This is a genomic window from Siminovitchia jepli, assembly GCF_047228825.1.
In the GTDB taxonomy this organism is placed as follows: Bacteria; Bacillota; Bacilli; order Bacillales; family Bacillaceae_C; genus Siminovitchia.
Genome location: NZ_JBFEGN010000006.1, coordinates 78,644 through 91,113, shown reverse-complemented (window position 1 = coordinate 91,113; position 12,470 = coordinate 78,644). Strand labels below are relative to the sequence as shown.

The 12,470-nt window shown below is 45.8% G+C and carries 11 protein-coding genes, 21 tRNA genes and 1 rRNA gene; 28 read left to right on the top strand and 5 right to left on the bottom strand.

Translation table 11 applies throughout. The features are described from left to right. From rrf to AB1L08_RS05050, 22 genes are all read left to right on the top strand, one after another. Positions 1-74 (top strand): 5S ribosomal RNA (rrf, locus tag AB1L08_RS22555); the annotation flags it as partial. A 73-nt stretch (positions 75-147) separates the two neighbouring features. Continuing rightward, positions 148-223, top strand: a tRNA-Val gene (locus AB1L08_RS05150). A gap of 5 nt (positions 224-228) precedes the next feature. After that, positions 229-304, top strand: a tRNA-Thr gene (locus tag AB1L08_RS05145). 59 nt (positions 305-363) lie between these two features. Then, positions 364-439 (top strand) — tRNA-Lys (locus AB1L08_RS05140). 107 nt (positions 440-546) lie between these two features. After that, positions 547-628: transfer RNA gene (locus AB1L08_RS05135), tRNA-Leu, on the top strand. A 10-nt stretch (positions 629-638) separates the two neighbouring features. After that, positions 639-710, top strand: a tRNA-Gly gene (locus AB1L08_RS05130). A 10-nt stretch (positions 711-720) separates the two neighbouring features. Continuing rightward, a tRNA-Leu gene (locus tag AB1L08_RS05125) sits at positions 721-806 on the top strand. Between the two features lie 6 nt (positions 807-812). Continuing rightward, a tRNA-Arg gene (locus AB1L08_RS05120) sits at positions 813-886 on the top strand. A gap of 91 nt (positions 887-977) precedes the next feature. After that, a tRNA-Pro gene (locus AB1L08_RS05115) sits at positions 978-1,051 on the top strand. Between the two features lie 11 nt (positions 1,052-1,062). Next, positions 1,063-1,138: transfer RNA gene (locus AB1L08_RS05110), tRNA-Ala, on the top strand. A 24-nt stretch (positions 1,139-1,162) separates the two neighbouring features. Continuing rightward, positions 1,163-1,239 (top strand) — tRNA-Met (locus tag AB1L08_RS05105). Between the two features lie 5 nt (positions 1,240-1,244). Further along, positions 1,245-1,321 (top strand) — tRNA-Ile (locus AB1L08_RS05100). A gap of 18 nt (positions 1,322-1,339) precedes the next feature. Next, a tRNA-Ser gene (locus AB1L08_RS05095) sits at positions 1,340-1,432 on the top strand. A 12-nt stretch (positions 1,433-1,444) separates the two neighbouring features. After that, a tRNA-Met gene (locus AB1L08_RS05090) sits at positions 1,445-1,518 on the top strand. A gap of 5 nt (positions 1,519-1,523) precedes the next feature. After that, positions 1,524-1,599 (top strand) — tRNA-Asp (locus tag AB1L08_RS05085). A gap of 69 nt (positions 1,600-1,668) precedes the next feature. Beyond that, a tRNA-Phe gene (locus AB1L08_RS05080) sits at positions 1,669-1,744 on the top strand. 8 nt (positions 1,745-1,752) lie between these two features. After that, positions 1,753-1,827 (top strand) — tRNA-His (locus tag AB1L08_RS05075). Positions 1,828-1,838: 11 nt separating this feature from the next. Next, positions 1,839-1,912: transfer RNA gene (locus tag AB1L08_RS05070), tRNA-Gly, on the top strand. A gap of 6 nt (positions 1,913-1,918) precedes the next feature. Then, positions 1,919-1,995, top strand: a tRNA-Ile gene (locus AB1L08_RS05065). A 1-nt stretch (position 1,996) separates the two neighbouring features. Next, positions 1,997-2,068, top strand: a tRNA-Asn gene (locus AB1L08_RS05060). A gap of 38 nt (positions 2,069-2,106) precedes the next feature. Next, positions 2,107-2,197 (top strand) — tRNA-Ser (locus AB1L08_RS05055). 16 nt (positions 2,198-2,213) lie between these two features. Beyond that, positions 2,214-2,285, top strand: a tRNA-Glu gene (locus AB1L08_RS05050). A gap of 168 nt (positions 2,286-2,453) precedes the next feature. Here the strand turns inward: AB1L08_RS05050 and AB1L08_RS05045 are convergent. After that, positions 2,454-3,260 (bottom strand): TraR/DksA C4-type zinc finger protein, encoded by an 807-nt coding sequence (locus tag AB1L08_RS05045; RefSeq protein WP_413063591.1) that lies wholly within the window; start codon positions 3,258-3,260, stop codon positions 2,454-2,456. Between the two features lie 145 nt (positions 3,261-3,405). Then, positions 3,406-4,332 carry a 1,4-dihydroxy-2-naphthoate polyprenyltransferase gene (locus tag AB1L08_RS05040; RefSeq protein ID WP_413063590.1) on the bottom strand — a complete coding sequence of 309 codons (927 nt, stop codon included), beginning with the start codon at positions 4,330-4,332 and terminating at the stop codon, positions 3,406-3,408. Between the two features lie 190 nt (positions 4,333-4,522). On the opposite strand from AB1L08_RS05040, the gene AB1L08_RS05035 reads away from it, so the two are divergent. From AB1L08_RS05035 to AB1L08_RS05015, 5 genes are all read left to right on the top strand, one after another. Beyond that, positions 4,523-5,911 (top strand): isochorismate synthase, encoded by a 1,389-nt coding sequence (locus tag AB1L08_RS05035; RefSeq protein WP_413063589.1) that lies wholly within the window; start codon positions 4,523-4,525, stop codon positions 5,909-5,911. Continuing rightward, positions 5,908-7,650 (top strand): 2-succinyl-5-enolpyruvyl-6-hydroxy-3-cyclohexene-1-carboxylic-acid synthase, encoded by a 1,743-nt coding sequence (menD, locus tag AB1L08_RS05030; protein WP_413063588.1) that lies wholly within the window; start codon positions 5,908-5,910, stop codon positions 7,648-7,650. The genes AB1L08_RS05035 and menD overlap by 4 nt, the downstream gene beginning before the upstream one ends. Beyond that, a complete protein-coding gene (gene menH / locus AB1L08_RS05025) occupies positions 7,651-8,463 on the top strand; it encodes a 2-succinyl-6-hydroxy-2,4-cyclohexadiene-1-carboxylate synthase (protein ID WP_413063587.1) in 813 nt (270 codons plus the stop codon). 24 nt (positions 8,464-8,487) lie between these two features. Further along, a complete protein-coding gene (gene menB / locus AB1L08_RS05020; RefSeq protein WP_413063586.1) occupies positions 8,488-9,306 on the top strand; it encodes a 1,4-dihydroxy-2-naphthoyl-CoA synthase in 819 nt (272 codons plus the stop codon). 152 nt (positions 9,307-9,458) lie between these two features. After that, positions 9,459-10,910 (top strand): o-succinylbenzoate--CoA ligase, encoded by a 1,452-nt coding sequence (locus tag AB1L08_RS05015; protein ID WP_413063585.1) that lies wholly within the window; start codon positions 9,459-9,461, stop codon positions 10,908-10,910. A gap of 104 nt (positions 10,911-11,014) precedes the next feature. Here AB1L08_RS05015 and AB1L08_RS05010 read toward each other — a convergent pair whose 3' ends face one another. From AB1L08_RS05010 to ytzI, 3 genes are all read right to left on the bottom strand, one after another. After that, a complete protein-coding gene (locus AB1L08_RS05010) occupies positions 11,015-11,170 on the bottom strand; it encodes a DUF1540 domain-containing protein (RefSeq protein ID WP_413063584.1) in 156 nt (51 codons plus the stop codon). 69 nt (positions 11,171-11,239) lie between these two features. After that, on the bottom strand, positions 11,240-11,461 hold the full coding sequence (gene yidD, locus AB1L08_RS05005) for a membrane protein insertion efficiency factor YidD (RefSeq protein ID WP_413063583.1): 222 nt from the start codon (positions 11,459-11,461) through the stop codon (positions 11,240-11,242). Between the two features lie 28 nt (positions 11,462-11,489). Beyond that, positions 11,490-11,645: a YtzI protein gene (gene ytzI, locus AB1L08_RS05000; protein ID WP_413063582.1), complete on the bottom strand. Its 156-nt coding sequence runs from the start codon at positions 11,643-11,645 to the stop codon at positions 11,490-11,492. Positions 11,646-11,764: 119 nt separating this feature from the next. Here ytzI and AB1L08_RS04995 point away from each other — a divergent pair, with 119 nt between their 5' ends. Further along, the gene (locus AB1L08_RS04995) at positions 11,765-12,214 is read left to right on the top strand and encodes a Dps family protein (protein WP_413063581.1); all 450 of its coding nucleotides are present in this window, start codon (positions 11,765-11,767) and stop codon (positions 12,212-12,214) included. The last annotated feature ends 256 nt before the right edge of the window (positions 12,215-12,470 follow it).

Below are 12,470 nucleotides of genomic sequence, written 5' to 3'. Positions count from 1 at the left end.
AACACGGAAGTTAAGCTCTTCAGCGCCGATGGTAGTGAGGGGTTTCCCCTTGCGAGAGCAGGACGTTGCCGGGCAGAACATTAAAGGAATGCATGCTAAGTATGTGACGTCCTGTCGCAACGCATTCACTCGTACATCTTGTATTTCGGAGGATTAGCTCAGCTGGGAGAGCACCTGCCTTACAAGCAGGGGGTCGGCGGTTCGAACCCGTCATCCTCCACCATAAACGCCGGCCTAGCTCAATTGGTAGAGCAACTGACTTGTAATCAGTAGGTTGGGGGTTCAAGTCCTCTGGCCGGCACCATCATTTTGTATTCTTGTCATTTTCTGTCGATTTACAATTTTGACAAAATGAATCAATAAGAGCCATTAGCTCAGTTGGTAGAGCATCTGACTTTTAATCAGAGGGTCGCAGGTTCGAATCCTGCATGGCTCACCATTCTGGAAATGAAAAATTGAAAGATAGAAGTTAGACCTTTAGTTATCACTTCGAAGCATTAACTTGCACTTTAATTTTCTTGTATCTAATTTCCAACATCTCATAACGCGGGTGTGGTGGAACTGGCAGACACGCTAGACTTAGGATCTAGTGCCGCAAGGCGTGGGGGTTCGACTCCCTTCACCCGCATTTTAATTAAGCGGAAGTAGTTCAGTGGTAGAACACCACCTTGCCAAGGTGGGGGTCGCGGGTTCGAACCCCGTCTTCCGCTCTTTTTATCTGCCGGGGTGGCGGAACAGGCAGACGCACAGGACTTAAAATCCTGCGGTAGGTGACTACCGTACCGGTTCGATTCCGGTCCTCGGCATATATTGCGCCCGTAGCTCAATTGGATAGAGCGTCTGACTACGGATCAGAAGGTTATGGGTTCGACTCCTTTCGGGCGCGTTAATCTTAGAAGCTGGAAGTTCGAAGTTATGCGAGACCCTTCCAAGGCTGAAATATCTAACCTCTCAGATCCCACATCTAATATCTAACACGGGAAGTAGCTCAGCTTGGTAGAGCACTTGGTTTGGGACCAAGGGGCCGCAGGTTCAAATCCTGTCTTCCCGATCATTACAAATGGGGCCTTAGCTCAGCTGGGAGAGCGCCTGCTTTGCACGCAGGAGGTCAGCGGTTCGATCCCGCTAGGCTCCACCATATTTCAAAGGTCATATATCTTTGGGCGGCGTAGCTCAGCTGGCTAGAGCGTACGGTTCATACCCGTGAGGTCGGGGGTTCGATCCCCTCCGCCGCTACCAAAATAGGACCTTTAGCTCAGTTGGTTAGAGCAGACGGCTCATAACCGTCCGGTCGTAGGTTCGAGTCCTACAAGGTCCACCATTTTCTTTTATCTTCTTTGGAGGAATACCCAAGTCTGGCTGAAGGGATCGGTCTTGAAAACCGACAGGCGGGTCAAACCGCGCGGGGGTTCGAATCCCTCTTCCTCCGCCATTTTCTTATCGCCGCGGGGTGGAGCAGTCTGGCAGCTCGTCGGGCTCATAACCCGAAGGTCGCAGGTTCAAATCCTGCCCCCGCAATTTCAGGTCCCGTAGTGTAGCGGTTAACATGCCTGCCTGTCACGCAGGAGATCGCGGGTTCGATTCCCGTCGGGACCGCCATTATCACCCATGTTTTACATAGATGCTGATGATGCAAGGGTTTAAAACGTCATAGCATGGATTATATAGGGCTCAGTAGCTCAGTCGGTAGAGCAAAGGACTGAAAATCCTTGTGTCGGCGGTTCGATTCCGTCCTGAGCCACCATTTTCATGGCGGCTATGGCGAAGTGGTTAACGCATCGGATTGTGGCTCCGACATCATGGGTTCGATTCCCATTAGTCGCCCCATTTTAAATTATGCGGGTGTAGTTTAGTGGTAAAACTACAGCCTTCCAAGCTGTTGTCGTGGGTTCGATTCCCATCACCCGCTCCATATGAAGGGCCTATAGCTCAGTTGGTTAGAGCGCACGCCTGATAAGCGTGAGGTCGGTGGTTCAAGTCCACTTAGGCCCACCATTCCGCAGTAGCTCAGTGGTAGAGCTATCGGCTGTTAACCGATCGGTCGTAGGTTCGAATCCTACCTGCGGAGTTCTTTTTTTATTATTTGATGATTCAGTTTCATAAATTGGGGAAGTACTCAAGAGGCTGAAGAGGCGCCCCTGCTAAGGGTGTAGGTCGCGTAAGCGGCGCGAGGGTTCAAATCCCTCCTTCTCCGCCATTATAAAAAAAGACAGGGCCCCTTGGTCAAGCGGTTAAGACACCGCCCTTTCACGGCGGTAACACGGGTTCGAATCCCGTAGGGGTCATCCAATTAGAAATGCCACTCAGCCTGAGTGGCATTTTCTATTTTTCCTCTTTATGAATATTAGGCCGAAAAAAATATCAGCTTTGTCCAGTTTCGAGAGACAGGACGTGACAACCTTTTTCGGCCAGGCGCCATCGGTGCAAGGATCAAGCCGCTTCCCCTGTGGCGGTTAAAATCTGCCTTTTCGGGAATCGTCTTGTTCTTGTCGCAGGCCAGCCGCCTTGCGCTTTTCTTTACTATCATCCACGTATCCGTCTGTTTCTCGATACGGTATGTCGCCAATTGGTGATTCTACGCCCTCTTCATCAAGCGTGTCCACATATTCCCGTTCATTTTCTGATGAATAAATTTCAATATCATCGTTTTCCATATTCGTTCCCACAAAAGTTTCATACTGTTCAGGAGCGCCTTCGCGTTCGTCATCGCTGTACAGTTCGTTATAGCTGTCAAAGTCGCCTGTAAAATCAGAGGGCGTTTCCGATGTGCCAAACGATCCCACTTCTTCGAAGCTGTCTTCGTAATCATCTGCTTCACTGAGGTCACGGCTTGAAAACGTGTCGTTTCTCGCAGGATTTAAAATTTCTTCTTCCACGGGTCTGTCCCCGGGTGTAAATTGGTCCGGCGAGTGTTCAACACAGGTTGTTGCATAAGGAATGGCATCGAGCCTGTCAAAAGGAATGTTCTTTCCGCACTGTTCACAAAGCCCGTAATTCCCATTTTCAATTGAAGCCAAAGCTTTTTCTACTTTCTCAAGTTCATCTTTGCTATGGACGGAGAGTGCCCTGTCTTTTTCCCTTTCAAACAGTTCTGTCCCCATATCTGCAGGGTGGTTATCGTATAAGGATAGTTCACCTGTACTTTCACGCGAATTATTTTCTTCCAGATTTCCGCCGGTTTCCCTGATATCTTCACGGAGCTCCTTTTGGATATTTAAAAGTTTTTCCTTTAAACGGGCTGTTTGTTCATGGGTCAGCATAAAATCACTTCCTCATCAAGTTTGTATTAGTATGAACGTATTTGTTGAAATCATTTACTTTCTTACTGCCCTTTTCCCTATTTTTCAGTAATCGTAAACACCGGCATATATAGAAAAAACATGCCCCGGATTATGGGACATGTTTTTAGCTGATCACATAACTGATAAAGAAACTGATGGCCATCAAGAAACCAAAAATGGTATTAGTTTGGGCTGTTGCCTTCATTGCCGGCATCATTTGCACCGGTTCAGTTTTTCCAACAAACCCTCTAACGGCGCTGACTGCTTTCGGAATACTCACAAACGTGGTTAAAAGCCAAGGGGATAAAGAAAATATGATGATAAGAACAAGAATAAAAACATAAGAAACAATAAACATGCCGGCAAGCAGTTTTATGGCTTTTTCCCGGCCAAGCAGGATGGCTACTGTTCTTCTTCCGCTTTTCTTATCGCCGTCCAAATCCCGAATATTATTTGCCAGCATGATCGCGCCAATCAGTATCGATATGGGAACGGAGACAAACATGCTAATGATGTTTATATTCCCTGTTTGGATAAAGTAGGCAATTTGGGTAATGACAAACCCCATGAAAAAACCTGACGTGATTTCCCCGAAAGGCGTGTAGGCAATCGGATAAGGCCCGCCGGTGTAAAAATAACCGGCTGCCATACTGACGAGGCCGACGAGTGCGATCCACCAACTGCTGCTTGCGGAAATGTAAACTCCCAAAAGCATCGCTGCACCGAGAAATGCAAACCCGAGCCCAAGTACAGTCGAAGGTTTTACACCATGTCTTACAATTGCGCCGCCGATGCCGACGGAATGCTGATTGTCCAGGCCCCTGGCAAAATCATAATACTCATTAAACATATTCGTTGCAGCCTGAATAAGCAAACTTGCAACCAGCATAGAGACAAAGAGGAGTCCGTGAATAGGCTGTTCATTTGCCGATAACGCCGTACCAAGCAAAACGGGAACGAAAGCGGCCGTTAATGTATGCGGGCGGGTCAATCGCCACCAAATCCGCCAGCTTTTTTCTTCAGGAAAGGCAGATTGAGCTTGAACGTTCATTCAAAATTCTCTCCCTTAACATATTTCACCTACTAAAGTGTAGAGAATGTATGCACAAGTGTCAATGTTTTTTCAGCGTGAATCCGGAAATCTTTGGCGAAAGCGAATTTATTACATTTCGTCCTTATATTCATATATAATAAATAAATAGAAGAAAAATGAAAAGTCCACGATTTGGGAGAGAGTTGCTTTGATCAATTTAACTTTTCGGGACAAACAATTATTGAAGCAAGAGGAAGATAAATCAAATAAGGTTTTATTTAGCATTACAAGAAAAATAAAAAACATGGACCCGATTTTTTTTTATAAGTCCAATCGTCCTGATTACAAAGGGGAAAGTTTTTTTTGGAAAAGTCCGGATGACGGGATGGTACTCGTTGGACTTGGGATCACCCGCTCATTCGTGAATAATAGTGCCGAAGAGCGTTTTGGCCAGCTTGAGAAAGAGTGGATGAAACAGCTTGGGTCGGCGATAATTGATAACCCGTTTGAATCCCCGGGAACAGGACCGCTTTTGTTTGGGGGTTTTTCTTTTGATCCATACAGCATGAAAGAAGAACTTTGGCAGCCTTTTGGCGATGCCCTGTTTTATTTGCCGGAGTTTATGCTGACCCGTTTAAACGGAGATTGTTTCATGACAGTCAATTTGCTGGACGATAAAGAAAATAAAGATGGGGCGCTTCTTTATGCGGAAAGGGGAATCGACGAACTTGTCAACCAGCCTTTCAGTGAGAAGCAGACTCTGTCAACCCTGATGTATAAGGAAGAGAATTCAGTAGCTGAATGGTTAACATCCGTCGGCGATGTTGTAAATCTTATAAAAGAAACGACAGTTAAAAAAGTTGTTCTTTCCAGAAAAATGAGGCTTGTATTTTCCAATCCACCCGCATCCGGGGATGTATTAACAAGGTTGAATATGCAACAGCCCAATAGTTTTATTTTTTCCATCGAGTCCGGAGATTGCTGTTTTGTTGGTGCATCTCCTGAAAGGCTTGTAAAAAAATCCGGCGAAGTAATTTTTTCAACAAGCCTTGCCGGCTCCATCGGCAGAAATAAAGATCCGGAGGAAGATCGAAAGCTCGGCCAAACCTTGATGAACGATGAAAAAAACTTGCATGAACACGCGCTTGTGGTAGAAATGATTAAAAAGGCCCTTGAACCGCATTGCGAAAACATGGATGTCCCAAAAGAACCAGTGCTTTTAAAGACGCCTTATATTCAGCATCTGTACACTCCTGTCAGGGGGAAGGCAAAGACATCCACATCCATTTTTCAACTCGTGGAAAAGCTGCATCCTACCCCGGCGTTGGGAGGCGTTCCAACTTCAAAGGCACTCGAAATCATTCGCGAGAAAGAAATGATGGACAGGGGTTTCTATGCTGCTCCAATTGGCTGGACAGATTTTCGCGGAAATGGCGAGTTCATCGTCGCCATTCGCTCGGGATTGATGAAACAGGACGAAGTTTTTTTGTATGCCGGGTGCGGACTCGTTGCGGACTCGGAACCGGAAGACGAGTTAAAGGAAACAGGCATAAAATTTCAGCCGATGCTGCAGGCAATGGAGGGAACGGATGCATGAGCTGGCAAGACGCTTTAACCGAATATATAGCTGCATTTATAGATGGCCTGGCCAAATCCGGGGTGAATGAAGTGGTTATTAGTCCCGGATCCCGTTCAACACCGTTGGCCATGTTATTTGCTGAACACCCCAGCATTCAAGTGTATATGAATATTGATGAAAGGTCGGCTGCGTTTTTTGCCCTTGGGTTGGCCAAGGCATCTAAGCAGCCTGTTGCCGTTTTATGCACTTCCGGAACCGCTGCGGCCAATTATTATCCCGCTGTGGTGGAAGCAAATTTATCCAGGGTTCCGTTGATCGTTTTGACCGCCGACCGGCCCCCGGAGCTGAGAGACGTTGGGGCGCCCCAGGCAATTGATCAGATAAATTTGTATGGCAACCATGTTCGATGGTTCAGGGAAATGGCTTTGCCTGAACAAGGGGATAGCGCCAAAAAATATGTGCGTTCCCAGGCAGCCCGTGCCGTATCAGTTGCCAGCGGAGTTTTGCCGGGGCCTGTTCATTTGAATTTTCCCCTGAGGGAACCGCTGCTTCCAAGGCTTGAGCCTGTCCCTTTTGATCAGTCCGAACGCTGTCATTCCGTTGTTCCCAAAACAAATTTTCATGTATCAGAGGAAACGATCAATGCAGTTTCCAATTTATGTAAGAAGGCGAGAAAAGGTCTGATCGTTTGCGGAGTCATGGATGATAGCGAATTTTCGGCAGCCGTTGTGAAACTCGCCGAAAGACTTGGATATCCCGTTTTGGCCGATCCCCTGTCACAACTGCGGAGCATGTTAGATACGTCAGATCTGATAATGGACAGCTATGATGCGATCCTTAGGGCCGAGGCAGCCAAAACAGCATTGGAGCCGGATGTGGTGATCCATTTTGGCGGAATGCCTGTTTCCAAGTCTTTATCGCTTTTTCTTAAGGGATTGCCGCGCGTTCAACATATTTTTGTGGACGGAAACGGTGGATGGAGGGATCCAAATTATTTGAGCCCTGAAATGATCTATTGCTCCGAAACGATTTTTTGCAAGAAGCTAAGCGGGTTTAAATATGAAAAGAATGAAACCTGGATCAACAGATGGAAACAGGTGAATGCACTCGCTAAAAATGCAATATGGTCTTATGTTGATACGATAGAGGAGCTTGATGAAGGAAAAGCGGTATCCTTGTTCAGCGAATTGCTTCCGCCCGAAAGTGCAGTCTTTATTGGCAACAGCATGCCGATCAGGGATATGGATACTTTTTTTCATGTAAACCAAAAAAACATCCGCTTATTGGGCAACCGTGGTGCAAATGGGATAGACGGCGTCGTTTCGAGTGCCATCGGTGGCGCTGTTCATTGCCAGCCGCTTTTTTTATTGATTGGAGATCTTTCCTTTTTCCATGACATGAATGGATTGTTGACAGCCAGGCTGCATAAAATCAATATCAATATCATTTTGCTCAACAACGATGGGGGAGGTATTTTTTCCCATCTCCAGCAAGCGGAAGCAGGGACTCACTTTGAATTGTTATTCGGCACTCCAACGGGTCTGAATTTTGAATATGCTGCTCATTTATATGGTGCTCAATATTCAAAAGTGTTTAGTTGGGAAGACCTGCGTGTTGCCATGCTCAACGCAGTTCAAACCGAAGGTATAAATATTATTGAAATTCCGACAGATCGTGACAAAAATCTCCGACATCACCGATCTTTATGGCATCATGTTTCCCAGGAAATAAACCATTTTTTTCAGGGTGAAGAATAAATGCGCTTATCAATAGATGGCATTTCCTACCATGTGGATGTGCAAGGGTCAGGTGAAGCGGTCATGCTTCTTCATGGGTTTACGGGTAATGGCGGTACTTGGAAAGAGACGATCAATATCTTGTCCGGATCTTTCAGGACCATTGCGGTGGACTTGCCCGGACATGGCCAAACGGATGCACCGGCGGATTTGGCCAAATATGAGATGGAAGCAGTCGCCGCCCATCTTTTAGAATTACTGAACAGGCTTAAGATAGATCATGTCCATTTGCTTGGATATTCCATGGGAGGAAGGCTTGCATTGGGTATGTCGATACTTTATCCCGAGCGGTTCAAAAGCTTAATGCTTGAAAGCTCTTCGCCTGGGTTAAGAACAAAAGTGGAACGGGAACAGAGAATAATGGCAGATCAACAATTGGCCGAAAAAATCTTGAAAGATGGGATTGAAAGCTTTGTCGATTATTGGGAAAACATCCCGCTTTTTTCTACCCAGAAAGCCTTGCCTGTTGAAAAACAAAGAGCCATTCGCCAAAGCAGATTAAAAAACAGGGCAAAGGGACTTGCCAACAGCTTGCTTGGAATGGGGACGGGAAGGCAGCCTTCCTGGTGGGATCGGCTTCAGGAACTTCAAGTCCCGGTATTGGTTATATGCGGTGAGCTTGACGTTAAATTTTGCAGGATTGCCAAAGAAATGGATAAAAGGATTCCGGACTCCCGGCTTGTAATCCTGGAAGGTGCTGGACATGCATTACATGTGGAAGAACCGATGAAATTTGGTACAATAGTAAAGGAGTTTTTAATGGAAATCGTTTGATATTTTAAAGGAGGAGGTTTCAGTATGGCTGTTCAATGGACGAAAGAGAGAGAATATGAAGATATTTTATATGAGACGTATAACGGCATTGCCAAAATAACGATTAACAGACCGGAAGTACATAATGCTTTCAGGCCCCAAACGATCATGGAAATGATCGACGCCTTTTCTTATGCCAGGGATGACTCGGATATCGGGGTGATTGTCCTGACAGGTGCCGGGCAAAAAGCATTTTGCTCCGGCGGGGATCAGAAAGTGAGAGGGCATGGAGGATATGTGGGATCGGATAATATTCCGCGCTTGAACGTGCTTGATTTACAAAGACTCATTCGTGTTATTCCGAAACCTGTTGTAGCAATGGTTGCCGGATACGCGATCGGAGGCGGGCATGTGCTTCATGTTGTCTGCGACTTGACGATCGCAGCCGAAAACGCCATTTTTGGGCAAACCGGCCCCAAAGTCGGCAGCTTTGATGCCGGTTACGGTTCAGGCTACCTGGCGCGCATTGTCGGCCATAAAAAAGCAAAGGAAATCTGGTTCCTCTGCCGCCAATACAACGCCCAAGAAGCGCTTGAAATGGGCCTGGTCAATACCGTTGTTCCACTCGATCAACTGGAAGAGGAAACAATCAAATGGTGTGAAGAAATGCTTGAAAAAAGCCCGACTGCCCTTCGCTTCCTGAAAGCGGCATTCAATGCAGACACAGACGGTCTTGCCGGGTTGCAGCAGCTTGCGGGAGATGCGACGCTGCTGTACTATACAACAGACGAGGCGAAAGAAGGCCGGGATGCATTTAAAGAGAAACGCAAACCGGATTTCGGGCAGTTTCCGCGTTTTCCGTAATACGTTATTGAATTCGGGGACCTGATGGTAAAATCCATCAGGTTTTTTTGTAAGTAAAGAAAAAGTATTTTTTAGGTTTAACATTTTTTGGCAAAGACTTTTGTTGTCTGGCTCCAGCGCTTTCCTATACATACCAAAAGGAGTTTTTTAACATGAACAATACAATGCCGAATTGGCTTATAAAAAGGGCCGATCTTACCCCTCGGCGAACGGCTCTTATATTTGGGGACAAGTCCTGGTCTTTTGAGGAAATGCTTATCATCGTGAAAGAAACAGCAGGAAAATTGGCTGCTTTGTCAATTGGCGAACGAAGCCGGGTTGCCATTCTGATGGGAAATCGGCCCGAAACGATTTTTATTATTCATGGACTTCAGCAAATTGGGGCAGAAACAGTATTTTTAAACACCAGGCTGGCACCTGATGAATGGGCCTTTCAATTGACGGATTGCCAAGCCGATATTCTTTTATATGAAAATCGATTTGAACAATCGGTTTCACAGCTGCCGGTAAAAACCGTTTGTATCGACGACTTGCCGGAAGAACGTATCGAGGCAAAGATACAGGAAGTTTTCGGGCTGGAGGATGTCTGCTCGATTATGTACACATCGGGAACGACAGGCAAGCCCAAAGGGGTGCTGCAAACGTATGGAAACCATTGGTGGAGCGCAACAAGTTCAGCATTGAACATCGGGCTGCAGGAAGATGACATGTGGCTATGCACCGTCCCGTTATATCATATCAGCGGCTTTTCCATCCTGCTTCGCAGTGTAATTTACGGTATTCCGGTTCTTTTAATGGAAAAATTTGATGAGCGGTCAGTCAATGACCTTTTATCTTCGGGAAAAGTGACGATCATGTCAGCGGTCAGTTCCATGCTGATCCGGATGTTGTCTGAATTGGGTGATGGAACATATCATCCAAATTTCCGCTGCATGCTTTTGGGAGGCGGTCCGGCCCCGCGCCCATTGTTGGAGACATGCAAAAGGAAAAACATCCCTGTGTATCAAACGTACGGAATGACTGAAACGGTTTCGCAGATCGTGACCTTGTCACCTGAAGACAGTCTGGACAAACTGGGTTCGGCGGGAAAGCCGCTGTTTCCGTTTCAGCTGAAAATCATGGCTGATGGACGGGAGACAAATCCTTTGGAAGCAGGGGAAATTTTCGTAAAAGGGCCAAACATCACCCCTGGTTATTTAAACAGGGAAGACGCGAACAGGGACTCTTTTCATGATGGCTGGTTTGCAACGGGAGACATTGGCTATCTTGATGAGGAAGGATATGTTTTTGTTCTTGACCGACGCTCGGACCTGATCATTTCGGGCGGGGAAAACATTTATCCTGCTGAAATTGAGGAAGTGCTTCTTGCTCATCCATCTGTCGTGGAAGCTGGCGTTACTGGAGTGGAGGACGAAAAGTGGGGGAAGGTTCCCTATGCTTTCTTTGTAGCATGTGATGACATCCCAGAAGAAGAACTAATTGATTTTTGCCGAAAAAAACTGGCGTCATATAAAGTGCCGAAAAAATTCATCCGTATCCAAGAGCTGCCAAAAAACGGCGCAAACAAGCTCGTCCGCCGGGAACTTATTCAATATGCAAAATGAAAAAAAGCGAGAAGGGGCTTCTCGCTTTTCATAGCGTTTTGTCCATAATATCCGAATTCGTCTTTATTTTGATTTCGTAAAGATCATCCGGATTCCATCCATGGTTATTTTTCCGGTTCAAATGTCTGGCAGTCCGTTTCTCTCTCATTATCTGCCATTTTCCCCGAATGGCTCACAATATAGATCCTGTCAGCCGCGCATTTGTTGCCTTTTGCCCAATAGCGGCAATTTTGCACTTCGCATAGTACATCTTCTGCCACTTGTATCACTCCTTTTAGTTGATACATGAATAGTATCGGGAAACGGGGCGATACTATAAGTGGAAAAAATTATTGTTTTTTTTCCGGGACGGGATCAATGCCGCCCGGATGAAATGGATGGCATTTGACAAGGCGTTTGATTGTCAGCCAGCCGCCCCGCAGCGCTCCAAACCTTTGAATTGCTTCAAGCCCATATTGGGAACAGGTAGGGTAAAAACGGCAAGTAGGCGGCTTTAACGGAGAAATTACTTTTTGGTAAAAACGGATGAACGCAATAAAAATGGGTTTCATAAATAAACGCTTCTTTCCGAACAAACTTTTATGAAGTTTCATCTCCGGGCTGGGGGCGTTTCGTTCCATCAACCGGAGCAGGGTCTATCGTATGTTTAAATGAATAAGCCTTTGAAGTCACAAGGGCTGTTACAAGAATGACAACGATGCAAATCATAATAGAGATGATCATGACAATTTTCATCTTTTATTTTCCCCCTATCCTTACCCCTTATTGTAACACAAGTTGTAATTTTCGTGATAAAATAGCAGTGTTTGATTCATGATTAATAAGGGTACATTAAAGCTGGGAGGACTGATGAAATGACTGAAAACAATAGGCAATTGGTTGATCTGGTAAATAAACAAGTAGCTAACTGGACGGTCCTGTACACGAAGCTGCATAATTACCATTGGTATGTAACGGGTTCAAACTTCTTTACTCTCCATGCAAAGTTTGAAGAGCTCTATAATGAGGCTGCCGTGCATATCGATGAACTCGCTGAAAGGCTGCTTGCATTGGAGGGGAAGCCGGTGGCAACCTTGAAGGAATCCTTGGAAGTGGCTTGCATTAAGGAAGCTGAATACGGGAAATCCGCGGAAGAAATGGTACAAGACATCGTCGATGATTTTACAAAATTGACAGAAGAAGTAAAAGAAGGAATGACTTTGGCCGATGAGAGCGGCGATGAAACAACGGGAGACATGCTCCTTGCCATTCATCAAAGCCTGGAAAAACATAATTGGATGCTGAAAGCTTATCTAGGAAGATAATGGAATTCGTCCGGCAATTCGCCGGGCGTTTTCTTTTGGAAACATAAGCGTTTGTAACGATTTGTAATCATCAGTGTTTTAGAATAATGAAAGATATATGTTCCAGGCGGTAAGAAGATTATTGTATAGAATAAGAAGGATTTGGAAAAAGTGTGCCGAATATAAAATATTAAGAAGGAGTTTTTCCCTTTTTTCCCAATTATTCACAAGGGTTTTTCCGGATATCCAATAAAAACCCGATATTTTTAACCGCCGT